Below are 25,300 nucleotides of genomic sequence, written 5' to 3' on the forward strand. Positions count from 1 at the left end.
TGGCCCGCATTCATGTCCCTGCCCAGCCCACTCACCCAGCACATCGCCCGCCGCCCGCAGCGTATCGCCCTGCTCCAGCACGTCGCCGAACAAGGCTCGATCACCCGCGCCGCCAAGGCCGCCGGCATCAGCTATAAAGCCGCCTGGGATGCGATCGACGAGCTCAACAACCTGGCCAGCGAGCCGTTGGTCGAGCGCAGTACCGGCGGTCGCGGTGGCGGTGGCGCACGCTTGTCAGCCGAGGGCGAACGCGTGCTGCGCCTGTACCAGCGCGTGCAAAGCTTGCAGGCTCAGGTGCTGGAGGCCGCCGAGCAAAGCAGCGACCTCGACCTGCTCGGCCGCCTGATGCTGCGCACCAGTGCCCGCAATCAGTTGCAAGGCGAAGTCAGCGGACTGCGCCGAGAAGGTCGGCATGACCGGGTCACCCTGACCTTGGCCGGCGGACTGGAGATCGAGGCGCTGATTACCCGCGACAGCACCGAACGCCTGGAGCTGGGCTTGGGCAGCATGGTGGTGGCATTGCTCAAGGCCGGTTGGGTGCAGGTGCTCGGTGCCGGTGACGTGGCCGAGCCCGGGAGCAACTGCCTGCACGCCACGGTTGAGGAAGTGCTGGCGCATGAAGGCGACAGCAGTGAAGTGAGACTGGCGCTGGGCAATGGACAGACGCTGTGCGCATTTGTCGACGCGCAATGGTTGCGGGAACGGCAGGTTCGCTCGGGGTGGCAGGTGCGGGCGCAGTTTCATCCGTCCTATGTACTGCTTGGGGTACCTGCGTAGGCAGGCCATGCGCCGGAGAGGAATGCGATACCATGGTGCTCACGATGTCGCCCCTCCGGAGCTCCAATGTCCCACCCCTTCGACACCCTCACCCCCGACCTGGTCCTGGACGCCGTTGAAAGCATCGGCTATCTCAGCGACGCGCGGGTGCTGGCGCTCAACAGTTACGAGAACCGTGTCTATCAGGTGGGCATCGAAGACCAGCAGCCGCTGATCGCCAAGTTCTATCGGCCGGGCCGCTGGAGCGATGCGCAGATCCATGAGGAGCACAGCTTCACCGCCGAACTGGCCGACTGCGAAGTACCGGTGGTGGCGCCAATCCAGCTCGACGGGCGCAGCCTGTTCGAGCACCAGGGCTTTCGCTTTGCGCTGTTCCCCCGGCGCGGTGGCCATGCGCCCGAACCGGGCAACCTCGACCAGTTGTACCGCCTCGGCCAGTTGCTCGGGCGCCTGCACAAGGTCGGCGCTACCCGCCCGTTCGAACACCGCGAAGCACTGGCTGTGGACAACTTTGGGCACGCCTCGCTCGAGACCCTGCTGGCCGGCAACTACGTCCCGAAAGAACTCCTTCCCGCCTACGAGTCGGTCGCCCGCGACCTGCTCAAGCGGGTCGAGGCAATCTACGCGCGCACCCCGCATCAGCTGATTCGCCTGCACGGCGACTGCCACCCCGGCAACCTGATGCACCGCGACGAGGCCTACCACGTGGTCGACCTCGACGACTGCCGCATGGGCCCCGCCGTGCAAGACTTGTGGATGATGCTCGCCGGCAGCCGTGAAGAGCGCCTCGGGCAATTGGCCGAACTGATCGACGGCTACAACGAATTCCATGACTTCGACCCACGCGAACTGCCCTTGATCGAGCCCTTGCGTGCCTTGCGCCAACTGCACTACAGCGCTTGGCTGGCGCGGCGCTGGGACGATCCGGCATTCCCCCGCAGCTTCCCCTGGTTCGGCCAGCCACGCTACTGGGGCGACCAGATCCTTGCCCTGCGCGAACAAATTTCCGCCCTCGACGAGCAACCGCTGAAATTGTTCTAGAAGCTGAGGACGGTCTGTCTACAATAGGCGTGCTGTATTTAGCTACCTAAGCAAGGATTCTGCATGCACGCCGCAAACCCGCGTCGCGGGTACATTCTGGGCCTTACCGCCTACATCATCTGGGGCTTGTTCCCCCTGTACTTCAAAGCCATCCAAAGCGTTCCGGCGGTCGAGATCATCGTCCATCGGGTGCTCTGGTCGGCGCTGTTCGGTTCACTGTTGCTGTTGGTCTGGAAACACCCAGGCTGGTGGCGCGAGCTGCGCGATAACCCGCGTCGGCTGGCGATTCTGGCGCTTAGCGGCGCGTTGATCGCCGGCAACTGGCTGACCTACGTGTGGGCGGTCAACCACGGTCGCATGATCGAGGCCAGCCTGGGCTATTACATCAACCCACTGGTCAACGTCCTGCTCGGCATGCTCCTGCTCGGCGAACGCCTGCGCCGCCTGCAATGGCTCGCGGTGGGGCTGGCGGTAGTCGGCGTCGCGCAACAGGTGGTGCAGGTCGGCAGCCTGCCGTGGATTTCGCTGGTGCTGGCACTGACCTTTGGTTTCTATGGCCTGATTCGCAAGCAGGCGCCCGTGGCGGCGCTGCCTGGGCTGGTGGTGGAAACCTGGATCCTGGTGCCGCTCGCCCTTGGCTGGTTGCTGTTGAACCCGGCTGCGAGCAGTGCCCAGGGCGAGTTCTTCAGTACCAGCCAGGCGCTCTGGCTGATCGCTGCAGGGCCAGTGACCCTGGTGCCGCTGGTGTGCTTCAACGCTGCGGCTCGGCACCTGCCCTACACCACCTTGGGTTTCCTGCAATACCTGGCACCTACCCTGGTGCTGCTGCAAGCGGTGCTGCTATTTGATGAGCATCTGTCGTCGAGCAGCCTGGTGGCGTTGGTCTGCATCTGGTCAGGGCTGGTGCTGTACAGCGTCGATGCCTGGCTGTCGCTGCGCAAGCGCGCCTGATCATTAAATGATCATAACTCTACAGGCCACGAATGACGTGGCCTGTAGAGACATCTCCAGAGGTTATCCACAGGCGGGTCCAAGTAAATCTGGGATAACCGCTGATGGGCGCAACGACGCCTCTCCTGTAGGAGCGGGCTTGCCCCGCGAAGAGGCCAGCACTGCTACCCGCTAATCCTCAGGGCGCAACTCCAGCTCCACCATCAGATCATCAGCCAAGTCTTCCAGACGCTTCTGCAGCTCATCCAGCGACAAGGTCAACGGCATCGCCAACAACGCATCGGCATGAAACAGCGGCTCACTGCTCATCGGCGCCGGCCGTACCTCGCTGGTAAAACGCTCAAGGTTTACCCCCAGCTCCGCCAACAACCGTGTAATGTCTCGCACAATACCTGGCCGATCATTGCCAACCAGCGCCATCGCGATCGGCTTCCAGGTACAGGAAGGCTCGATACCGCTCTCGGCGATCAGCACGCGGATGTCGTACTTGCCCAACGCCTGCAGGGACTCCACCAGATCGTCGTAGGATTCAGCAGGCACCGCGACCCGCAAGATCCCGGCAAATTGCCCGGCCATGCGCGACATGCGACTCTCCAGCCAGTTGCCGTTATGCTCGGCGATGCACTGGGCAATGCGCTCGACCTGCCCGGCCTTGTCGGGGGCGATCACGGTCAATACGAGGTGGTCCACTGCATGCTCCTTTGTCTGCGCTTGGGCTTCAGGCCACACCGCAAACGGCATGAATCCTGGGGATCGAGTCAGTATAGGCAAGCCGCGGCAACCTGCCGCAGGGCAATTCGAACGGCCAATCGTGTACTGTTTCAAGATTTATCTGGAACAATCCCCCTGTTTTTTGCGAACATGCCGATTCCCAGCGTGACCCTATGCGACCAAACGGTCGCGCAGCGACGCTTTTAGTCTGATGTTCACCCGCCTGCTGCTTCATGTAGTATGCCCCGACGCGGACTACAAAACGTCGTTTGGATGTCTGCCATGGCGCCTGTGAAAATACGCAAACTGCCCGCCGGCCCGTCTGGCGGGCCGCACCCAGCCGCCTTCGGGCATGCACTGGTGCGTGTTTAAAGAAGCGCTACAGGCTTAATACGATGAGCGAAATAGCTGAGCAGAGTGAGGCAAGCAATGACTGAACACGTTCAAGTCGGTGGCCTTCAGGTCGCCAAGGTCCTGTACGACTTCGTCAACAACGAAGCCATCCCGGGGACCGGCATCGTCGCCGAGCAGTTCTGGAGCGGTGCGCAAAAGATCATCAACGACCTCGCTCCAAAGAACAAAAACCTGCTCGCCAAGCGCGACGAGTTGCAAGCCAAGATCGATGCCTGGCACCAGGCTCGCCAAGGCCAGGCCCACGACGCCGTAGCCTACAAAGCATTCCTCGAAGAAATCGGCTACCTGCTGCCAGCAGTGGACGACTTCCAGGCCACCACGCAAAACGTCGATGAAGAGATCGCGCGCATGGCCGGCCCGCAGCTGGTGGTGCCGGTGATGAACGCCCGCTTCGCCCTGAACGCCGCCAACGCCCGCTGGGGCTCGCTGTATGACGCGCTGTACGGCACTGACGCCATCAGCGAAGCCGGCGGTGCCGAAAAAGGCCAGGGCTACAACAAGGTCCGGGGCGACAAGGTGATTGCCTTCGCCCGCGCCTTCCTCGACGAAGCCGCGCCACTGGCTGCCGGCTCGCACGTCGACTCCACCGGCTACCGCATCGAAGCCGGCAAGCTGGTTGTCGCGCTCAAGGGCGGCAGCAACAGCGGCCTGCGTGACGACGCGCAACTGATCGGTTTCCAGGGCGACGCCAACGCACCGACGTCGGTGCTGCTCAAGCACAACGGCCTGCACTTCGAAATCCAGGTCGACGCCAGCACCCCGGTCGGCAGCACCGATGCCGCCGGCCTCAAAGACATCCTGATGGAAGCGGCGCTGACCACCATCATGGACTGTGAAGACTCGGTCGCCGCCGTCGACGCTGACGACAAGGTGGTGGTCTACCGCAACTGGCTGGGCCTGATGAAGGGCGACCTGGCCGAGAGCGTGAGCAAAGCCGGCAAGACCTTCACCCGCACCATGAACCCGGACCGCGAGTACGCCGCGCCCAATGGCGGCACGGTTACCCTGCACGGTCGTTCGCTGCTGTTCGTGCGTAACGTTGGCCACCTGATGACCAACCCGGCGATTCTCGATGCCCAAGGCAACGAAATCCCCGAAGGCATCCAGGACGGCCTGTTCACCGGCCTGATCGCCCTGCACAACCTCAACGGCAGCAGCACCCGCAAGAACAGCCGCACCGGCAGCGTCTACATCGTCAAGCCGAAGATGCATGGCCCTGAAGAAGTGGCGTTCGCCGCCGAGATCTTCAGCCGCGTCGAAGACGTGCTGGGCATGCCGCGCAACACCATGAAGGTCGGCATCATGGACGAGGAGCGCCGTACCACGGTCAACCTCAAGGCCTGCATCAAGGCCGCCGCCGAGCGTGTGGTGTTCATCAACACCGGCTTCCTCGATCGCACCGGCGACGAGATCCACACCTCGATGGAAGCCGGCGCCGTCGTGCGCAAGGGCGCCATGAAGAACCAGAAGTGGATCGGCGCCTACGAGAACAACAACGTCGACGTCGGCCTGGCTACCGGCCTGCAGGGTCGCGCACAGATCGGCAAGGGCATGTGGGCCATGCCTGACCTGATGGCGGACATGCTCGAGCAGAAGATTGCCCACCCACTGGCCGGTGCCAACACCGCCTGGGTGCCTTCGCCGACGGCCGCTGTGCTGCACGCGCTGCACTACCACAAGGTCGATGTGCAGGCGCGTCAGGCCGAGCTGGCCAAGCGTGTCCCGGCCTCGGTGGACGACATCCTGGCTATCCCGCTGGCGGCTGACACCAACTGGTCTGCCGACGAGATCCGCAACGAGCTGGACAACAACGCCCAGGGCATCCTCGGCTACGTAGTGCGCTGGATCGACCACGGCGTGGGTTGCTCGAAAGTGCCGGACATCAACAACGTCGGCTTGATGGAAGACCGCGCCACCCTGCGCATCTCTGCCCAGTTGCTGGCCAACTGGCTGCGCCATGGCATTGTCAGCCAAGCGCAGGTCGAGGAAAGCCTCAAGCGCATGGCAGCGGTGGTCGACAAGCAGAACGCCAATGATGCCGAGTACCGCCCGATGGCGCCGAACTTCGACGACAACGTGGCCTTCCAGGCAGCGCTGGAGTTGGTGGTTGACGGTGCCAAGCAGCCGAACGGCTATACCGAGCCAGTCCTGCACCGTCGTCGCCGCGAGTTCAAGGCGCGTAACAGCCTGTAAGCGGCAGCACTTTCAGGCTGAATGCGTTTAGCTTGAGAACCTGTGGCCGCTTTGCGGCCCTTTCGCGACGCAAGGCCGCTCCCACAGAAACCGCGCGGTCCCTGTGGGCGCGGCCTTGTGTCGCGAAAGGGCTGCACAGCGGTCCCAGCAACGCTAGCAATCCCTCATTCGATACGCAGTTCCTTCCTCACCAACTCCAGCAACCGCCCCAGATCCACCGGCTTGAGCAGAAAATCCACCACCCCCAGGTGCATCACGTCCACCGCCTCTTTCACATCGGTGTCGCCCGACACAACGATGATCGACAACGCCGCCCGCTCCGACTCGCGAATCTGCCGAATCAGTTCAATACCGTCCTTGGGCTCCATGCGCAGGTCAGTGATCATCAAACTGATGCGCGCGTCACGCCGCAGTGCGTCCAGCGCCGCCTGGGCACCATCAGCCGTGACACACTCGATGCCCTTGGTCTTCAGGTAGAGACACAGCGCCTCGCTGTTCACCGGATTGTCATCCACTACCAGTACCCGCGGCGTCGCCGACACCGGCGCACTCACCATGGCCAACGCCTCGCGCTCGGCGTCACTCAGGATCTCGTCATGCTCAACCATGGTCATCTCGTCATCAAATCTCGTGCACTGGTAGGACCGCAAAACAACGCATTATGCAGTCGGCCTTTCGTCGGAACCTTCGTCGGCGCATTGATCGCTCCCCGGCCCTTTGCCCTCATAGACTTACGTCCAATGGGCACAAACAGGCAGCCAGCCGACCATGGGGACCGAGAACAACAAAGCCCGATCTCCCTATATATATAGTTAGAGATAGTTAGATCGGCATAGCGATACGGTCAGTTCATGAGTAAAAAGGACGCCTACAGTCAAGCTGGCAGAACCGCGGTTCTGCAGAATATCCAGGGCACCCTGCAGTTCCTGCAGCGCTTCCCGCCGTTCAACCTGATGGAACACAGTCACCTGGCGTTTCTCGTCGAGCAGTGCCAACTGCGCTTTCACGCCAGCGGCGAAAGCATCATCAAGCCCGCCGACGGCCCCGTCGAGCATTTCTATATCGTCAAGCAAGGGCGCGTCGCCGGCGAGCGCCAGCACGTCAGCCAGCCAGGGGTGGAAACCACCTTCGAAATCACCAGCGGCGAGTGCTTCCCACTGGCGGCCTTGCTCGGCGAGCGCGCCACCCGCACTGAACATGTGGCAAGCGAAGACACCTTCTGCCTGCAGCTGAACAAAGCGGCGTTCATTCGCCTGTTCTCGATGTCCGCGGCATTTCGCGATTTCGCCCTGCGCGGGGTCAGCAGCCTGCTCGACCAGGTCAACCAGCAGGTGCGCCAGCGCGCCGTGGAAACCCTCGGCAGCCAATACTCATTGAACACCCCGCTGGGCGAGCTGGCCATGCGTCATCCGGTGGTCTGCACCCCCGATACGCCACTGCGCGACGCCGTGCGCCTGATGCATGAGCAACAGGTCGGCAGCATCGTCATCATTGACCCGCAGCGTTTTCCGATTGGTATCTTCACCCTGCGCGACCTGCGCCAGGTGGTGGCCGATAGCAGCGCCGAACTCAGTGCAGCGATTGCCGAGCACATGACCGCCGCACCGTTCTACCTGGCGCCCGAGGCCAGCGCCTTCGATGCAGCCATGGCCATGACCGAGCGGCATATCGCCCATGTCTGCCTGGTCGACAATCAACGCCTGTGTGGCGTGGTCTCCGAGCGTGATCTGTTTTCCTTGCAGCGGGTCGACCTGGTGCACCTGGCGCGCACCATCCGCCACGCGCCACGGCTGGACACCTTGGTATCGCTGCGCGGCGAGATCGGCCAACTGGTCGAGCGCATGCTCGCCCACGGCGCCTCGTCGACCCAGATCACCCAGATCATCACCTTGCTCAACGACCACACGGTCTGCCGCGTGATCGAACTGGCCCTGGCCGAACGGGGCGACCCCGGCGTACCGTTCAGCTGGCTGTGCTTCGGCAGCGAGGGCCGCCGTGAGCAGACCCTGCACACCGACCAGGACAACGGCATCCTGTTCGAGGCCGCCGACACCGCCCAGGCCGATGCCATCCGCCAACAACTGCTGCCGCTGGCCCAGTACATCAACCAGTGCCTGGCGCAGTGCGGCTTCAGCCTGTGCAAGGGCAACGTCATGGCCGGCAACCCCGAGCTGTGCCTGTCGCGTACAGAGTGGGCCCGGCGCTTTGCCGGGTTCGTCCGCGAAGCCAGCCCGGAGAACCTGCTCGGTTCGACCATCTACTTCGACCTGCGGGTGGTCTGGGGCGATGAGCACGCCTGCGAGCAGCTGCGCCAGGGCATGCTTGAGCAGGTCAGCGACAATCGCATCTTCCAGCGCATGATGGCCGACAACGCCCTGCGCCAGCGCCCGCCGGTCGGCCGTCTGCGTGACTTCGTGCTTACCCGCCAGGGCAATGACAAAACCGCCACCCTCGACCTCAAGGTGCAAGGCCTCACGCCCTTCGTCGATGGCGCGCGACTGCTGGCCCTGGCCAACGGCATCGGCGCCTGCAACACCCTTGAGCGCTTGCGCCAGCTGGTGGCCAAGGGCGTCATCGCCGCGCTCGACGGCGCCGCCTTCGAAGAGGCCTATCACTTTATCCAGCAGACCCGCATGCAGCAGCACCAGCGCCAGAGTCGCGACAACCTGCCGTACTCCAATCGGCTTGACCCGGACAGCCTCAACCACCTCGACCGGCGTATCCTGCGCGAGTCACTGCGCCAGGCCCAGCGCCTGCAGAGCAGCCTGGCCCTGCGGTACCAGCTATGAACCTGTTCGCCTGGCTGCGCTCACCTTCGCCCGCCCTCGCCGAGCCGCTGCGCCTGCGCCTGGCGCAGCTGCCCAAGCCCGCCGCGCTCAGCGTGCAGTCGCTGCGCGAACAACGCTGGGTCGTGCTCGACCTGGAAACCAGTGGGCTCAACCTCAACCGTGACCAGGTGCTGTCGATTGGCGCCGTGGCGATCGAAGACGGTGCCATCGACTTCAGCCAACAGTTCGAGCGCACCCTGCACCGCCCGGCGCAAAAGACCAACCCCAGCGTGCTGATCCACGGCCTTGGTCCAGACGCGTTGGCCGCTGGCTGTGCGCCGGCTGCGGCGCTGCTCGATCTGCTGGAGTTCATCGGCGACAGCCCGGTGCTGGCCTTTCATGCGCCGTTCGACCAGCACATGCTCACCCGCGCCCTGAAAGACAGCCTCGGCTATCGCCTGCAACACCCGTTTTTCGATGTCGCCGAGCTGGCACCACTGCTCAACCCCGACACCGTCCTGCGCGAGGCCGGTCTGGACGACTGGATCGCCCGTTTCGGCCTGCAGGTCGAGGCCCGCCATCACGCCAGCGCCGACGCCCAGGTCACCGCCGAACTGGCCCTCATCCTGTTCAGCCAAGCGCGTCGCCAGCAGCTCGACAGCCCACTGCAGTTAAGCCTGCGCCTGCAGCAGTGGCGCCAGCGCAAGGCCCACAGCCATGGCTGGTAATGGCAATCCGATAGACGTCGATTGCACCACGCCCCTCGCCTCTGCAACAATCGCGAATAATTATCGTTAGTTAACGCATTGTTTCCGAGGTGACGCTTCTTGTCGTCTGCGCAAAGCCCCCATGCCGATCTGGTCGGCGCGCTCTACCGCGACCACCGCAGCTGGCTGATGGCTTGGCTGCAACGCAGTATCGCCTGCCGCCAGCGTGCCGAAGACCTCAGCCAGGATACTTTCGTGCGCCTGCTCGGCCGCGACCAGTTGGCCACGCCGCGCGAGCCGCGGGCCTTTCTGGTGGCAGTGGCCAAGGGCTTGCTGTTCGACCATTTTCGCCGCGCCGCACTCGAACAGGCCTACCTGGCCGAGCTGTCGCTGATCCCCGAGGCTGAACAGCCCTCGCCTGAACTGCAATTGCTGGTGCTCGAAGACCTCAAGGCCATCGACCGTCTGCTCGGCAAGCTGTCGAGCAAGGCCCGCGCGGCGTTCCTGCACAATCGCCTGGACGGCATGGGCCACGCCGAAATCGCCGAGCAGCTGGGTGTGTCTGTATCGCGGGTGCGTCAGTACATCGCCCAAGGCATGCGCCAGTGCTACATCGCCCTGTACGGGCAGCCGACGTGAACGCGAGCCCCGTCTCAAGCAAGGTTCTCGACGCGGCGATTGCCTGGAAGTTGTGCCTGGACGACAACCCTGGCTCCCCCGATGAGCGCAGCGCCTTCATGCGCTGGCATGCCGCCAGCGAAGAGCATGCGCGTGCCTGGCGCCAGCTGGGCATGCTCGATCAGCGTGTCAGTGCCGCCGCCGGCCCGGCGCGCAAGGCGCTGCTGCAGTCGCGCGTCAGCCTGCGCCGGCGGGTCGGCAAGCTTGGCGGTGGGCTGGCCGGCGTGCTGCTGGTCGGCGCATTGCTGATGCAGCTTGGCGTACCGTCGCTGTCGCCTGGTTACTGGCTGGCCGACCAGCGCACCGGCACCGGTGAGTTGCGCACGCTGCGCCTGGAAGACGGCACGCTGCTGAGCCTTAACACAGATAGCGCGGTAGACATTGATTTTGCCGGTGAGCAACGCGTGCTCGTGCTGCACCAGGGCGAGATCTCTGTCGAGACCGGGCATGCAGACCCGCGCCCGCTGCTGGTACGCACCGACGATGGTCAGCTGCGGCCACTGGGCACGCGCTTCCTGGTCAAGCGCGAGGCGCACGGCACGCGTCTGGAGGTACTGCAGGCGCAGGTGGCGGCGATGCCGCTCAACAGTGGCGACGAGCAGGTCCTGGGAGAAGGCCAGCAGGTGTTGATGGATAGCAACGGTCTGGGCCAGGTCGGCCTGGTAGCCGCCGGTGCCGATGCCTGGACGCGCGGCATGCTGGTGGTCGACAACGTGCGCCTGGCCGACCTGATCGTGGCACTGGGGCGCTACCGCAGTGGCCATCTGGGCGTGGCCGATGAAGTGGCCGACCTGCGCGTGACCGGCAGCTTCCCGCTGACCGACACTGACCTCGCGCTGGCCTCGCTGCTGCCGGCGCTACCGGTGAAGGTCGAGCGGCATACGCCGTGGTGGGTGACGGTCGTCGCCAAGTAATCGATGCCTGGCCAGTACCGGCCTCTTCGCGGGGCAAGCCCGCTGCCCCAATGTGTCCGCGTTGTCCTGTAAATACACGATCGGCGTGGGAGCGGCCTTGTGTCGCGATGGGCCGCAAAGCGGCCCCAATGCTGGCGATGAAGCGTTTAGGTGAACAGCATTAGCGCTTGCCCCGCAAAGAGGCCAGCACTGCCCCCCCCCTAACAGCCTGAAAAATATTTTCATCGCCCCTCTGTCACTTTTCAAATCTCGCCCGGCAAGGAAGCAGTTAGCACTTATCCTTCGAGGAGCCGCTGCATGTCCCGTGCTGTTGATAGTTTCCTGCGCCCCAGCCTGATGGCTCTGGCAATTGCCCTGTCTGTACCGTTGACCAGCCCTGCCCTGTACGCTGCCGAGCAATCCGTGCGCGCCTACAACCTGCCTAGCGCACCACTGGCCACCACCCTGAACCAGATCGCCAGTCAGGCCGGCATCGCCCTGGCCATCGACCCCGCCACCGTCAGCGGCCGCACCTCGGCCCCGGTCAATGGCCAATACGACGCCCTCGGCGCCCTGCAAGCCGCCCTGCAAGGCACCGGCCTACAATTGCAGCAGAGCAGCGTCGGCAGCTATAGCCTGGTCGCGACACCTGCAGACAGCCTGGCGCTGCCAGTCACCAGCATCAATGCCGACAGCACTTATGAAAGTGCCTGGGGTGCAGTCGAGGGATACACCGCGACCCGCACAGCAGCCGGGACCAAGACCGACACCGCCATCGCCGAGCTGCCACGCTCGATAACCGTCATCACCCGCCAGCAGATGGACGACCGCCCGGTACTCAACCTCAACGACGCCCTGCGCTACACCGCCGGGGTGCAAAGCAGCGGCTATGGCGCCGATTCGCGCAGCGACTGGTTGCTGGTCCGCGGCTTCATCCCCACCCAGTTCCTCGATGGTTTGCCATTGCCCAAGGGTAACTACGCCTCGCCAAAGATCGAGCCGTGGAACCTGGAGCGCATCGCGGTGCTGCGCGGCCCGGCCTCCTCCGTCTATGGCCAGACGCCACCCGGCGGCTTGCTGGACATGACCAGCCGTCGCCCGCAGGCGCAAAGCAGCCATGAAGTGGAAGTGCAGGCCGGCAGCAACGAGCACAAGCAGATCAACTTCGACAGCACCGGCAAGGTCGACGATCAAGGCCAGTTTCTTTACCGCCTCAGCGGTACCGTGCGCGACAGCAACTCAGCCATCGACCATGTGCCGGACAAACGCTACAACCTTGCGCCCAGCCTGACCTGGAACATCAACGACGACACCAAGCTGACGCTGATCACCCAGTTCACCCGCGACGATACCGGCATTACCGGGCAGTTCCTGCCCTTGCAGGGCACCAAGCTGGACAGTGCGGCCGGCAAGATCTCCCACCACAAGAACCTCGGCGACCCCGACTGGGAATCCTACGACCGCACTTATTACCACCTGGGCTACGCCTTCGAGACCCGCCTGAACGACACCTGGCAATTCCGGCAGAACCTGCGTTACGCCCGCAACGAACTGGACTTCAAGGGCATCACCGCCGGCGGTTCGATCTGGCCGGCAGGGCCTGATGAGGCGGTCAGCGCCGACGGTACCGTGCAGCGCACTGCAGGTATCGTCGAGGAAGACATCAGCCAGTTCGCCCTGGACAACAACTTCCAGGCCGACTTCCAGACCGGCGTGGTCAGCCATACCGTGCTGCTCGGCCTCGATCACCAGCGCTCCGACAGCAACGCGCGCTGGCGCTGGGGCTCGGCTGGCGTGCCGCCGAGCAACATCCACAACCCGGTGTACGGTCAGGACTTCTCCAACGTCCAGTACTTCGACATGTACGACTACGACCAGAAGACCCAGCAGACCGGCGTCTATATCCAAGACCAGATGGCCATGGACAACTGGCGCCTGACCCTCGGCGGTCGTGAGGACTGGGTGCATACCGGCACCACGTTCCACAACCTGGGCGACGCCACCAATACCCAGCGTGACAAGAAGTTCAGCGGCAACGCGGCGCTGAGCTACGTGTTCGACAACGGCATCACCCCCTATATCTCCTACGCGGAATCGTTCCAGGCTGCCGTGGGTAGCACGGTCAACAGCACCGACGCCTTCAAGCCAACCGAAGGCAAGCAGTACGAACTGGGCGTGAAGTATCAGCCGCCGGGCAGCAAGACCTTGCTCAGCGCAGCGGTGTTCGACGTGACCCAGCAAAACATGTCGGTGACCGAGAACAGCGTGACCCGCCAGGTGGGTGAAGTGCGGGTCAAGGGCCTGGAGCTGGAAGCGACCTCCGATGTGACCGAGAACCTCAAGCTGATCGGTTCCTACACCTATAACGACAGCGAGATCACCAAGGGCACCAGCGCTGAAGAAGGCAAGCGCATGGCGCAAGTGCCGCGTAACCAGGCCACTGCCTGGGCAGACTACACCTGGCACAGCGGCCCGCTGGATGGCTTTGGCGTCGGCGCTGGCGTGCGCTATGTCGGCGATACCTATGGCAACACCACCAATACCGATTGGGGGCATGTGGGGTCGTACACCGTCTATGACGCCTCGGTGCACTATGACCTGGGCCGTCTGAACGGCAGCTTCAAAGGCGTGACGGTCGCAGTGGACGCGAAGAACCTGTTCAACAAGGACTACTTGTCTACCTGTGACGGTTACTACTGCTACTACGGTGACGAGCGCAACGTCGTAGCCAGCGTCAACTATAAGTTCTGAGTGGTGCCCGGGGCCGCTGTGCGGCCCATTCGCGGGGCAAGCCCCGCTCCTACAGGCTCAGCGCTGAACCTGTAGGAGCGGGCTTGCCCCGCGAAGGGCTGCACGGCAGCCCCAATGCTGACGACACATGAGCCCCGTGATGAAAAGCCAAACCCTGCGCCGCTGGTCCGCTATCCATACCTGGAGCAGCCTGATCTGCACGCTGTTCCTGCTGTTGCTGGCCCTCACCGGCCTGCCATTGATCTTCCACCACGAACTGGAGCACCTTCTCGGCGACGCGCCCGCACTGCGCCAGATGCCCGCCGACACCCCACATCTGGACCTGCAGCAACTGGTGCGGAAAGCCGAACAGCATCGCCCCGGCGAAGTCATGCAGTACTTCGGCTACGACGAAGATGAACCCAATGGCGTGGTCGCCATTACTGCCGCCACTGCCGACAGCGACCCCAACGACTCGCACACCTTCATGCTTGACGCCCGCACCGGCGAAGCAGTGGCCATGCCGGCCGCCAACGGCGGTGTGATGATGACCATCCTGCGCCTGCACGTAGACATGTTCGCCGGCCTGCCGGGAAAGCTCTGGCTGGCGTTCATGGGCTTGTTGTTCGTCGTTGCAATCATCTCCGGCACGGTGCTGTATGCGCCGTTCATGCGCCGCTTGCCCTTCGCCACGGTCCGGCAGGACAAGTCACCGCGTCTGCGCTGGCTCGACCTGCACAACCTGATCGGCGTCGTCACCCTGACCTGGGCGCTGGTGGTTGGCGTCACCGGCGTTATCAGTGCCTGTGCGGATCTGGTCATCGCCGCCTGGCGCAATGACAGCCTGGCGGCGATGGTTGCGCCCTATCGCGATACACCACCGCTGACCGAGCGGGCTGCAGCCAGCCAGTTACTGGAAATCGCCGCCGCCGCCGCGCCGGACATGCGCGCCGACTTCATCGCGTTCCCGGGCACTCGCTTTTCCAGCGAGCACCACTACGCGGTATTCATGAACGGCGCCACGCACCTGACCTCACACCTGTTCACCCCGGTCTTGATCGACGCCAGCAACCTCACCGTCACGGCAGTCGGCGAGCGCCCCTGGTACATGGATGCGATGGGCCTGTCCCAGCCGCTGCACTTTGGTGACTACGGCGGGCGGCCAATGCAGATCCTCTGGGCACTGCTGGATGTGCTGACCATCGTCGTCCTCGTCAGCGGCCTGTACCTATGGTGGGACAAGCGTCGCAGCCGTGGGAAGGCCACGCCATGAGCCATCGCTCGCAATCCACCTGGCGGATCTTTACCTGGCCACTGCTGATCGCGCTGCTGGGTGCGATCGGGCTGTTCGCGGCGTTGCTCGGTGACAATGGCTGGGATGTTCTGGCTTGGGTCGGCTTGGGCATTCCTGCCGGGCTGGGGCTGCAGGCATTGCTCAAGCGCAAGCCCGGCTGAGTTATCTGTTTACAGTCACAGCCGGTTTGACGTGCCTAGGATGCAGGGTCCCCCATGACAAGGAGCGGGCCATGCAACCTCTCAAACTCATCGAAACGCTCACCGGCCAGATCAACGCGCTGCTCGAACAGCTGCCCGTCATTGAGCAGCCGCTGCACAATAACCTGCAGACGCGGCGCAAGATCCACAGCGATCTGGCCAGCTACTGGTCAGAGCTCAATCCTCAAGGTTTGAACCGCAGGAAGTCGCTGATCGCCCTGCGCCAGCTGTACCTGCTGGCCGAAATCGACCTGCGCGTCAGTGACGACACGCTGAGCGCAGACCAGGCCGCACCACTGCGCGCCTGCATTGAGCACCCACGCGCCTGGCAGCGCCAGCAGATGCCGGCAGCCAAGCGGCCTCAGGTCTATCGACCTGTGCTCGAAAACCTGCAACCTCACTGGCGCAGCTACCTGCCTGGGGCGATGGTGATCATCTCGGGAACCGCCGAAGGCACGCTGCTCGAGGCTGATGCCCAGACAGGTGAGGTACTGCTGTGCTGCCTGTCGCAAGGCATCGAGGTGTTCCCCTCGCTCAAGGCCTTGCATGACGAACTGTGCGAACGGCTGGACGACCCTCTTCAGAGCAAAGCGCTGCTGCACTTGTACGCGGACCAGCAATCCGCCAAACAGGCGCGCCTGGCTGCGCGTCTGCGTTATGAGTGGTACGCCGATGATCCGATCGAAGCGCAGGTGCTGCAACTGATCGACACCCAGCGCCAGCGCCTGAATCTGCCATCGCTCTGGGACAACACCCAGACGCCGTCGACCACCACGCGCCACGCACAGGTCATGGCTGCAATCAGACTCGACAATGATCTCGCTACCCAGGCAACGCTGAACACTCGCTACTCGCGGTTACTGGAAAAACACATGCCGGCATGGCTGCGCGACGCTGACACGCAAAGCCTCAGCCACATCATGCAGACCATGCAGGAACTGGTGGTGGCCAGTGAGATGGCGGCGGCTCCCGGCATCCTCACCCAACAGCAGTTTCTGCGGCAAAACGATCTCAGGACATGGACACGAGCCCGCCTGCAGGAGCGTCTGCGTGACGATTTCGGCCTGCAACTGGCGCCGCAAGACATAACAGTGAGCATCACCCGCGCTCGTCAGGTCGGGCCGCAGCCCTACCCCTTCAATCCATCCTTGTTCGTTACCTGGCACGGCCTCAAACAGGTCGGCGATGAAACCATTGAAATGGTCACCGAGCGCTTGCCACTGGACGATCTGGCCTTGGTCAACCTCGCCTGGTTCAATTACGACTACTGGTTGACCGCACGTGTCAGCCATGTCGAGGCACGTACGCTGCCCCCAGCGCTGACGCCGACCTATGTCAAGTCACTGGTGCGCAGCCTCAATGCCGGCGGGCGCTATGCAGATTTTCTCCATACCCAGTTGGTCGATTCGCGCGCGGGCCGCTGGCGCCTGCACGCCCATGCCCGGATCAACCGTGCCCGAATGCGCGCTGAAGCGGTCAAAGCCAGGTATGCCGGCCACTTCGCCGAACACCGCGTCGAGCGTGGCTACCGCTGGGCGACGGCAGTACTGGACCAGCCCGACAACGCGCTGCGCGCGCCTGTAGATGGCCATGCAGTCACGGTTCGGCAACTGCTGATCAAGGGCCATACGGTGCAAGGGGTGTTACTGATAAATACCCAACAAAGCAGCGTGCCTTCGTTTCTTATGTACACCCCAGAAGCGCCAGACCGACGCAACTGGCGCGAATTTTCCACCACCCGGCAATTGCTGCGCACCCTGCGCGACAAACCGGCGCTGCGCCAGTATCTGAGCGCTCGGCTACCACAGGTCGAGGAGAGTGAGCTGCAACGGCTGTTGCTCAAAGGGGGCTTGGGCAGTTCCGTAAGCATGCCAGCAGTTACCGACGATCTGTTCTTCGCGTTGTATATGGCAGAGGTACGCGGCCAACTAGCGGCGGTCGACGCCAGCAGCCAGGCCACCCGCGAGGTCAATGTCCAGTCAGTCATCGACCTGTCCTGGCGGTTGCTGGATCTGGTAAGCCTGGTGCTGCCTGCCAAGGCCCTGATGGCGTTGTCGATCGGGCGTATGGTCCTCGACATCTGCGATGGCATCCAGGCCCACCAGCGCGACGACATGGAGGGCGTGTTGCGCCATCTCTACAACACCATCAGCCATGCCACAGATGCGGGGGGAAGTTTCATCGCTACCGGCATCTTGCGTCGAGCGGTACGGGGCTTGCCCAAGCAACCGCCACTGCCATTGCCGGCCCGCTACAGAGTCAATGTCGACACGAGCACGTTGCGCTATCGCATCGATGGCGTGCACGACATCGGCGTCTACGAACAGGTGTCGTCGTTTGGTGGCTTGTCGCAGTACTTCGTCAGGGACAACCAGGGCAGTCATTACAAAGTGAGCTTCGATGGCAAGCGCTGGCAGGTGATCGACCCTGAGCAACCGGATGCCTATCTGCAGCAACCGATCAAACGCCTGCGCAACGGCCAGTGGGTGGTCGATTCACCTGTGCTCTGGTATGACGGCCTACCGGATCTGCCTGGCTTGCTCGGGCAATGCCGCCTGCAGCCACCCCTGGCCGGAACGCTGGTGGCGCAAGGGCATGGCGTGCAGGCCTTTGAAGAACAGTATTACCTGCCGACGCGCTTCGGCCAGGTGGCGCTGCGCAGGCACTTGCTCGAAGGCTACTGGCATCTGTTGATACCGGGTGCAGAAGACGCTGGCGTGGTGCCGTGGGCGGTACTGCGCTGGCACGCTGGAGAATGGCAGATTCGCCTGCGCCAAGCCGGGCGGGCCAGTGCTTGGCTGGCGTTGCCAGTGAATGATTGATCTGCAGCGGTGCATGGCACCGGCTTCACCGGTGTTCGCGGGGCAAGCCCGCGCCTACAGGTACCGCTGCATAACCTGTAGGAGCGGGCTTGCCCCGCGAAGAGGCCACCCCTGACACACACAGATTACTCAGCCAACCTCGGCAACAGCTCGTTCATCCGCGTATGCAGCGCACTGCCCGTCGGCCAGTTGCGCAGCATCCGCGCCCGGTCTCGGGCGTAGGCCGGGGCAAAGCTGAGCTGGGTCGCGTGCTGGCACATGGCATCGAGGTCGATCAGCGACCACTGGCCATCCTGCCAGAACAGGTTATGCCCCTTCATGTCGCCATGGCTGATGCGCTCGCGAATCAGCTGCTGCATCAAGTGCACCAGCGCCTGGACTTGCTCCTGCGGCGCCTCGCCGGTTTCGACAAAGGGCGCAAAGCTTGCGATCAAGTCCGGCCCATCGGCATATTCAGTCACCAGGTAAGCACGGCTGCGCAGGCCCATCACGCGCTGCTCCAGCACTGCCAGCGGCTTGGGCGTGGCGATGTCGAGAAACGCCAGGCGATGCCCCTCGATCCACGAGTGCCAGGCCCGGCTCGGACGCCAGAAGCGCTTGAACCAGTGCGCAGTATTCTTGATGTTGTAGCGCTTGAGCACCAGCGTGCGCCCGCCGACCTCGACGCGCGCCACACTGGCCGCGCCGCCAGTCTTGAACAGATAACCCTGGTCGATAAGTGCATCGGCCTGCTCCAGCACCGGCAGCATCGCCTCGACCTCTGGCCGGCGGATCGCGCGCAAGCCGGACAAACTGCGCTGCACGCTGAACAGGGTACATTCACGACCGGCCTTTTCCAGGTAGTCCTTCATCCGCCAGCTGCGGACCTTGTCGACCTGCTTCTGCAGCGCTTCGAGCGGCAGGGCATGCTCGCCGTTGGCCAACAGATAGTGCACCAGCAGCTCTTCGATGAACGGCTCGAGGCGCTTGGGCAACTGGGCGAAGAACACCCCGAGGTTTTCCAGCACGCGCTGGCGCGACAGGTTCTGTCCAGGCGTTTCGGCCTTGATCCCGGCGCCATCGATCAGGTACAGCTGGCCGGCGTGGCGGAGCAGGTTGTCCAGGTGCAGATCGGCTTGCCAGAGGCCCTTGGCATGCATCTGGGCCACGGCGCTCAGCGCCTCGCCCAGCACCGCCTGCTGCTCATCGGCGAGCACCGGCAGATGTTCGACCTTGGCCCAGGCATCGCCGAGGCTCTCGGCGTTTTCCAGGAACTCGAACAGCAACCAGCCACCCTCGACTTCCTTGAGACCGTCGGCGAGCAGCTTGGGCGTGGTCAGGCCTTGCGCGGCCATCAGCTTGACGCCCTCCAGCTCACGCTGGAAATGCCGGGCGGCGTTGTTGCCCACCAGCAGCTTGGCCAACACCGGCGTACCACGCCAGACCCCGGCCCCGACATAGCGCTGCCCGGGCAGCACGCGCAGCAGGCTGAGCAGTTGCAGCTCGGCACTGCCAGCGGCATCGGCGAGGGTCACGCTCAGCGGCAGGCTCGGGCTGCGCCCGGCCTGTTTCAGTTCAGACAAACGCATCAGCGGGCCTCTTTTTCACGACGGCGGCGCACCAGGCGCTGCAGCCAGTTAGTGACCAACGTGCTGTCGGCAGGCTGCTCCAGGTAAGCCGCGAGCAGGCTGCGCACATCCCCTTCGCTCCAGGCGCGAGCCCGGCGCAGCAAGGGTTCGAGGTCCTTGAGCCGGTCACGCATGCCGAGCAGCAGCGGGCGGGTTTTTTCCAGGTCGATCAGTTGCGCCTGCCAGCCTTCACGGCGCTCACGCAGGAAGATGTGCTTGGGATAGAAGCAGCCATGCACCTGACCGGCCGCGTGCAAGGTACGCCCCAGCCGACCGCAGGCCTGAAGCACCCCCAGGCGCTTTTCGGCAGCCAGTTGCGGCCATTGCGCGAGCAACTGGTCAAGGTCGGTCCAATCGTCCAGCGCGCGGGTCATGAGAATTGCCCGGTGCTCGCCCTTGCTCTTGCGCTCGCCATAGAACACCGCCTGCAAAGCAGGGATCTTCAGTTTCTGGTAGCGGCTGATGTTGCGAAACTCGCGGGCGAACGTCGGCTCGCCAAAAGGCCGGTGCAGGGTCCGCGTGAGGTAGTCGCTCTGGCGCTTGAGGTAGTAGCCCTTGCCCTCGAGTTCCAGGCGATAAACGCTGCTCCAGCCGCCGCGGCCGGTGTTCGGTTCGTCCACGGCATCGAGCTGCAGCGCCCACAGCGCCTCGAAATCGTTCAGGCCGTGGCGTTGCAGCAGCGCCAGGTCGCTGCTGGCCAGGTAATCGGTCATTCCCTTCCCTCAAAAAAACGCACCACTTCACGCACCCTCTGCTTGTCATGCGCGTTGAGCCGCGCGTGCCCGCGGTATTGCAGGTAGAAGCGCAGGCGCTGGGTGGCCGACAGGTGATACTTGGCGACCTTGTCCAGGCACGCCAGGTCCTTGATGACCCGGTGGCGGAGCATGAAGCCGCGCCAGAAGTCACCGGTCGGGCAGTCGATGAAGAATAGCGTGGCTTGGTCGTCGACCAGCAGATTGCGCCATTTCAAATCGTTGTGGGCGAAGTGGTGATCGTGCATGACCCGGGTGTGGCGGGCCAGCTGCCGGCTGATGTGATCGACCCAGGCACGGTCGGCCAGGCGCGGGTCATTGCGCTTGGCCAGCTCGGAAAGATCCTCGGTGCGCGGCAGTTCGCGGGTCACCATCGCCCCGCGGCCAAAGGCCATGCCCTTGCGCTCAAGACCCCAGGCAACCACTTCGGCGGTGGGGATGCCCCACTTGGCGAACTGCTTGAGGTTCTGCCATTCGGCCTTGATCCGCGGCCGGCCCAGGTAGCGACGCATATGCTTGCCGGCGGCGGTGTAGCGCTTGACGTAGTAATACACGCCGTCACGCTGGATGCGCACGACCTCGCTGAGCGGGTCGCTGGTAAGCCGTTCGCCTTCGACCGCGAACACCGCGTCGAGGCTGCCGAAATCCGCCGCCAGCGCTGCATAGCCTGGCGCTAGTGTCCAACCCGCCATCAGAGCGCATCCCCGTACCGGAGCTTGCGCTCATAGAGTTTCTGCGCCTTGCGTTCGAGCCAGGCGAGCAACGTTGCCTCGTCGGCCAGGATCTGGCGCAGCGGCTGCTGGAAATAGCCACGCAGGAAGCGCAGCTTGTCGCGCTGGGTCAGGCCGATGTCCAGCGCCGAGAAGTACAGTGCGGCAAGGTCCTTGTCGCGCCAGCGGCGGCTGATGCTGGCGCTGGTCTGCGCCCGGTGCAGGTCGATCACCGACAGCCTCAGGTCGTCAGCGGTCACCGGCCGGTCGGTGTGCAACAGGAAGTGGCAGATGTAGCAATCACGATGGTTGACCCCGGCGCGGTGCATGCCGCCGGTCATCTTCGCCACTTCGGCGATCAGCGCACGCTTGAGGCGCGGCGCGGGCGGCTGCTGCAACCAGTCGAGGCTGAAGTCTTCCAGGCTGATGGTCGGCGCCAGCTCTTCGGTGACGATGAACGAGTGCTGAGTCGCCGGGTTGCTGCCACGCTCGCCATAGGCCACCGCGGTCATGGTCGGTACGCCGACCTCATGCAGGCGCTGGATGGCCCGCCATTCCTGGCCGGCACCGAGCACCGGCAGCTTGGCGCTGAACAGGTTCTTGAAGATCTCGCCCCAGCCGATGCCACGGTGGATCTTGACGAAATAGCCGGCGCCGTCGACCTCGGTGCGCAGCGTGCGGCGGCCTTCCAGCTCGCGGAACACCTCACCTTGCAGCTGCTCGGCGGCCTCGAAGGCATCACGCCCAGCCCACAGGCGTTTGAACGGCTCGGCCAGTATCAGCTTCATGCGCGCTCCTGGTTGAGGATCACATCGGCGGCATGCTGCGGCATGCTGTAGAGGTCGGCGCTGTCGGCAAAGGCCAGGCCATTGCGCGACCAGGCCGCCCGCGCTGCCGGGTCTTCGAGCATCTGTTGCAGGTAGCGGTCTAGCTGGGCCTGCTCGAACGGCTCGTCGAGCACCAGGCCACTGTCGGCCTCGGCGATGTAATGGGCGTAACCACAGACCCTGGATACCAGCACCGGCAGCCCGGCCACCAGGGCTTCGAGCAACACCGTGCCGGTGTTTTCGTTGTAGGCCGGGTGGATCAGCAGGTCGGCACCGAGCAGGAAGCGCGGGATATCGCTGCGGCCCTTGAGAAACTGTACCTGCTCGCCAAGGCCGAGGGTCGCGCTTTGCAGCTGGAACACCTTCGGATCGTCCTGGCCGATAACCATCAACCGCGTGCGCTTGCGCAGTGCCGACGGCAGTGCGGCGAGGGCCTTGAGGCTGCGGTCGACGCCCTTGGTCTTGAACCCGGAGCCGATCTGCACCAGCAGCAGGTCGTCCTCGCCGAGGTTGAACTCCTTGCGGAACTCGGCACGGATTTCGGCGGCGTTGTCTGGCGCTCGGCGGTCCTGGGAGATGCCCGGCGGCAGCAGGTGGAAGCGCTCCACCGGCGTGTCGTAGTGCTTGATGAACAGCGGCTGCTGCACCTCGGAGATCATCAGGATCTCGGTACGCGCGTCCTTGGCGAACACCGCCCGCTCGTACTCGGCGAAGTGCCGGTAGCGGCCCCAGCGACGATACAGCCCGCCACGCAGGGTCTGCGCCTTGTCTTCAAAGCAGCCATCGGCGGCGTAGTAGACGTCCAGGCCGGGCATCTTGTTGAAGCCGATCACGCGGTCGACCGGGCGCTTGGCCAGGTCTTCGGCCATCCAGGCGCTGAGCTTCTCGTTACGGCGATGGTTGAACAGCGCCTTGACCGGCGCCACCAGCACTTCGAAGCCCGGCGGGATATCACCCTCCCAGATCAACGTGTAGACGCGGATCTGGTGGCCGCGCTGCTGGCACTCCAGCGCAATGCGCATGAAGTCACGCTGCAGCCCACCGAAGGGGAAGTATTTGTAAAGCACGAAAGCCAGTTGCATCAACGGACATCCTCAGCCAGCAGCAACGCGCTCAAGCGGCTCGCCACATGCTCGGGATTCAGGCGAGTGAAGCACAGCGGCCACTCGCGTTTGAGATCGAACCGGCGCAGGTCCTCGGCGCTCGGTTTATAGGTGCACTTCTTCTGCAGGCAGGGCGCGCAGGGGAAGTCGCTTGCCTGGTGGACCTGGACACGTCCATAAGCGCCGGTCAAACCAGGGTTGGTGGGGCCAAACAGCGAGATGGTCGGCACGTCCAGCGCGGCGGCCAGGTGGCCCAGGCCGGTATCGACCGCCACGCAGGCCTTGGCCGCGGCCAGCACGCGGGCGACCCCGGCCAGGTTCAATTTGGGCAGTACCTGGCAGTTGTTCAAGCCTTGGGCAATTCGCTCGGCACGTTCTTTCTCGGCCGGATTGCCCCACGGCAGGCACACTTGCAGGTTGCGCCGGCCCATGCGCTCGGCGAGCTCACGCCAGTACGCCTCGGGCCAGTGCTTGGTGGCCCAGGTGGTGCCATGCAGGAACACCACGTAGGGCTTGGTCGGCGGCAACTGCAGGCGCGCGAGGTCCAGGCCGTAGTCGCCGAGGCCCTCGGGCAGGTCGTAGGCCAAGGCCAGGGCGAACAGCTGGCGCACGCGCTCCACCGCGTGCTGGCCGACGGCAACCGACAAAGGTCGGTCATAGAAGCGGCTGGACAACCCTTCACGCGCCGAGAAACGGTCCAGACCGGCTACCGGCGCCTTGACGTAACGGGTCAGCCAGGCCGACTTGACCAGGCCTTGAGCATCGATCACCAGGTCGTACTTGTGCTCGCGCACGCGCTGTTTGAAGGCCTTGCACTCGCCGCTCTTGAAGGTCTGCCAGAGGTTCTTGCGCCAACGGCGGATCGCCACCGGGATAACCTGATCGACAGCCGGGTGCCAGCTGGGGATCTCGGCGAAGCCCTCCTCCACCACCCAGTCGAAACGGATTCCGGGGATGGCGTGAGCGGCGTCGGTGAGCGCCGGCAGGGTGTGGATCACATCCCCCAGCGACGTCGTCTTGATAATCAGCACCCGCACTTAGTCGACCTCTGCCATGACATCGATCAGGTTCGGCCCGGCCAGGTGCTGCAGCGCGGCGATGACCTTGCCGGGTTCGAGCAGACGCAGGCAGTTGTAGTGGCCGAAGCGGCAGGTGCGGTCGAAGCACGGACTGCACTCCAGGCCCAGGCGTACCACCTCGACCTGATCGGCCAGCGGCGGGGTGAAGCCTGGCGAGGTCGAGCCATACACCGCCACCAGCGGGCGGTTGAGTGCGGCGGCAACGTGCATCAGGCCGGAGTCGTTGGACACCACCGCGTCGGCGCACGACATCAAGTCGATGGCCTCGGCCAGCGAGGTTTCGCCGGACAGATTGCTCGACTCTTCGCGCAGGCCCGGGATCAGCCGGTCGCGGATCGACTCACCCACCGGGTGGTCGTTCTTCGAACCGAACAGCCACACCTGCCAGCCCTGGCGGATCATCGCTTCGGCCACTGCGGCGTAGTGCTCGGCGGGCCAGCGCTTGGCCTCACCGAACTCCGCGCCCGGGCACAGCGCCAGCACCGGGCGGTCCAGTGCCAGGCCGAACTTGGCCAAGGCTGCATCACGGCTGGCTGCTTCGATCTGCAGGGTCGGCCGCGGATACGGCTGTGGCAGCTCGGCGCCGGGCGTGTAGGCCAGGGCCATGAAGCGCTCGATCATCAGTGGGTAGCGGGCTTTGTCCAGCTTGCGCACGTCGTTGAGCAGCAGGTAGCGCATCTCGCCGCGCCAGCCGGTGCGCTTGGGGATGCCGGCGAAGTACGGTACCAGCGCCGATTTCAGCGAGTTGGGCAGCAGGATCGCCTGGTCGTACTGGCCAGCCAGGGACTTGCCGATACGCCGGCGCGTGGCCAGTTCCAGCGCGCCGTGGCCGAGCGGAAAGCTCAGCGCCTGGCGCACCTCGGGCATGCGCTCAAGGATCGGCCGGCTCCACTCGGGCGCCAGCACGTCGATCACGCATTCGGGGTGCTGCTGCTTCAGGCACTGGAACAGGGTTTGCGCCATTACCATGTCGCCGACCCAGCTGGGGCCAATGATCAGTATTCTCATGCTTTGTCCAGGAACGCTCGGGGAGAGTATGCAGC

Annotated in this window: 21 protein-coding genes; 12 read left to right on the plus strand and 9 right to left on the minus strand. The window is 64.1% G+C overall.

Going from position 1 to position 25,300, the window contains the following annotated elements; all coding sequences use genetic code 11:
* Positions 1-12: 12 nt before the first annotated feature.
* The 3 genes from J3B00_RS00405 (at position 13) to rarD (ending at position 2,769) form a co-directional block, all read left to right on the plus strand.
* A complete protein-coding gene (locus J3B00_RS00405) occupies positions 13-777 on the plus strand; it encodes a TOBE domain-containing protein (RefSeq protein WP_209861903.1) in 765 nt (254 codons plus the stop codon).
* 66 nt (positions 778-843) lie between these two features.
* Complete coding sequence (locus J3B00_RS00410) at positions 844-1,818, plus strand: serine/threonine protein kinase (RefSeq protein WP_209861904.1); 975 nt, start codon at positions 844-846, stop codon at positions 1,816-1,818.
* A gap of 63 nt (positions 1,819-1,881) precedes the next feature.
* Positions 1,882-2,769 (plus strand): EamA family transporter RarD, encoded by an 888-nt coding sequence (gene rarD, locus J3B00_RS00415; protein ID WP_209861905.1) that lies wholly within the window; start codon positions 1,882-1,884, stop codon positions 2,767-2,769.
* Positions 2,770-2,940: 171 nt separating this feature from the next.
* On the opposite strand, the gene J3B00_RS00420 is transcribed toward rarD, so the two are convergent.
* Positions 2,941-3,459, minus strand: coding sequence for a glycine cleavage system protein R (locus tag J3B00_RS00420; RefSeq protein ID WP_209861906.1), 519 nt, complete (start codon positions 3,457-3,459; stop codon positions 2,941-2,943).
* Between the two features lie 450 nt (positions 3,460-3,909).
* On the opposite strand from J3B00_RS00420, the gene J3B00_RS00425 reads away from it, so the two are divergent.
* On the plus strand, positions 3,910-6,087 hold the full coding sequence (locus J3B00_RS00425; protein ID WP_209861907.1) for a malate synthase G: 2,178 nt from the start codon (positions 3,910-3,912) through the stop codon (positions 6,085-6,087).
* 164 nt (positions 6,088-6,251) lie between these two features.
* Here J3B00_RS00425 and J3B00_RS00430 read toward each other — a convergent pair whose 3' ends face one another.
* Complete coding sequence (locus J3B00_RS00430; protein ID WP_209861908.1) at positions 6,252-6,695, minus strand: response regulator; 444 nt, start codon at positions 6,693-6,695, stop codon at positions 6,252-6,254.
* Positions 6,696-6,938: 243 nt separating this feature from the next.
* Between J3B00_RS00430 and J3B00_RS00435 the strand changes: the two genes are divergently transcribed.
* From J3B00_RS00435 to J3B00_RS00470, 8 genes are all read left to right on the plus strand, one after another.
* The gene (locus J3B00_RS00435; protein WP_209861915.1) at positions 6,939-8,876 is read left to right on the plus strand and encodes a putative nucleotidyltransferase substrate binding domain-containing protein; all 1,938 of its coding nucleotides are present in this window, start codon (positions 6,939-6,941) and stop codon (positions 8,874-8,876) included.
* On the plus strand, positions 8,873-9,583 hold the full coding sequence (locus tag J3B00_RS00440; protein WP_209861918.1) for a 3'-5' exonuclease: 711 nt from the start codon (positions 8,873-8,875) through the stop codon (positions 9,581-9,583). The genes J3B00_RS00435 and J3B00_RS00440 overlap by 4 nt, the downstream gene beginning before the upstream one ends.
* A 99-nt stretch (positions 9,584-9,682) precedes the next feature.
* The gene (locus J3B00_RS00445) at positions 9,683-10,201 is read left to right on the plus strand and encodes an RNA polymerase sigma factor (RefSeq protein WP_209861921.1); all 519 of its coding nucleotides are present in this window, start codon (positions 9,683-9,685) and stop codon (positions 10,199-10,201) included.
* A complete protein-coding gene (locus J3B00_RS00450) occupies positions 10,198-11,154 on the plus strand; it encodes a FecR family protein (RefSeq protein ID WP_209861924.1) in 957 nt (318 codons plus the stop codon). Before J3B00_RS00445 ends, J3B00_RS00450 begins: the two co-directional genes overlap by 4 nt.
* A gap of 297 nt (positions 11,155-11,451) precedes the next feature.
* Complete coding sequence (locus J3B00_RS00455) at positions 11,452-13,884, plus strand: TonB-dependent siderophore receptor (RefSeq protein WP_209861929.1); 2,433 nt, start codon at positions 11,452-11,454, stop codon at positions 13,882-13,884.
* Positions 13,885-14,023: 139 nt separating this feature from the next.
* A complete protein-coding gene (locus J3B00_RS00460) occupies positions 14,024-15,136 on the plus strand; it encodes a PepSY-associated TM helix domain-containing protein (RefSeq protein ID WP_209861933.1) in 1,113 nt (370 codons plus the stop codon).
* Entirely contained in the window at positions 15,133-15,318 is a 186-nt protein-coding gene (locus J3B00_RS00465) for a hypothetical protein (protein WP_209861938.1), read from the plus strand. The genes J3B00_RS00460 and J3B00_RS00465 overlap by 4 nt, the downstream gene beginning before the upstream one ends.
* 71 nt (positions 15,319-15,389) lie before the next feature.
* Positions 15,390-18,179, plus strand: coding sequence for a DUF6543 domain-containing protein (locus tag J3B00_RS00470; RefSeq protein ID WP_209861941.1), 2,790 nt, complete (start codon positions 15,390-15,392; stop codon positions 18,177-18,179).
* Between the two features lie 125 nt (positions 18,180-18,304).
* Here the strand turns inward: J3B00_RS00470 and J3B00_RS00475 are convergent, their stop codons facing one another.
* From J3B00_RS00475 to waaF, 7 genes are read right to left on the minus strand one after another with little or no spacing between them, the layout of a single operon-like run.
* Positions 18,305-19,747 carry a lipopolysaccharide kinase InaA family protein gene (locus tag J3B00_RS00475; RefSeq protein ID WP_209861944.1) on the minus strand — a complete coding sequence of 481 codons (1,443 nt, stop codon included), beginning with the start codon at positions 19,745-19,747 and terminating at the stop codon, positions 18,305-18,307.
* Positions 19,747-20,499 carry a lipopolysaccharide kinase InaA family protein gene (locus tag J3B00_RS00480; RefSeq protein ID WP_209861949.1) on the minus strand — a complete coding sequence of 251 codons (753 nt, stop codon included), beginning with the start codon at positions 20,497-20,499 and terminating at the stop codon, positions 19,747-19,749. The genes J3B00_RS00475 and J3B00_RS00480 overlap by 1 nt, the downstream gene beginning before the upstream one ends.
* Positions 20,496-21,230 (minus strand): lipopolysaccharide kinase InaA family protein, encoded by a 735-nt coding sequence (locus J3B00_RS00485; RefSeq protein ID WP_209861953.1) that lies wholly within the window; start codon positions 21,228-21,230, stop codon positions 20,496-20,498. Before J3B00_RS00485 ends, J3B00_RS00480 begins: the two co-directional genes overlap by 4 nt.
* Positions 21,230-22,036 carry a lipopolysaccharide core heptose(I) kinase RfaP gene (rfaP, locus tag J3B00_RS00490; protein ID WP_209861956.1) on the minus strand — a complete coding sequence of 269 codons (807 nt, stop codon included), beginning with the start codon at positions 22,034-22,036 and terminating at the stop codon, positions 21,230-21,232. The genes J3B00_RS00485 and rfaP overlap by 1 nt, the downstream gene beginning before the upstream one ends.
* On the minus strand, positions 22,033-23,157 hold the full coding sequence (locus J3B00_RS00495; protein ID WP_209861959.1) for a glycosyltransferase family 4 protein: 1,125 nt from the start codon (positions 23,155-23,157) through the stop codon (positions 22,033-22,035). Before J3B00_RS00495 ends, rfaP begins: the two co-directional genes overlap by 4 nt.
* Positions 23,157-24,215, minus strand: coding sequence for a lipopolysaccharide heptosyltransferase I (gene waaC, locus J3B00_RS00500; RefSeq protein ID WP_209861963.1), 1,059 nt, complete (start codon positions 24,213-24,215; stop codon positions 23,157-23,159). The genes J3B00_RS00495 and waaC overlap by 1 nt, the downstream gene beginning before the upstream one ends.
* Positions 24,216-25,265, minus strand: coding sequence for a lipopolysaccharide heptosyltransferase II (gene waaF, locus J3B00_RS00505; protein WP_209861966.1), 1,050 nt, complete (start codon positions 25,263-25,265; stop codon positions 24,216-24,218).
* Positions 25,266-25,300: the final 35 nt, after the last annotated feature.

The sequence above is a fragment of the Pseudomonas sp. BP8 genome (assembly GCF_017875955.1).
Classification (GTDB): domain Bacteria; phylum Pseudomonadota; class Gammaproteobacteria; order Pseudomonadales; family Pseudomonadaceae; genus Aquipseudomonas.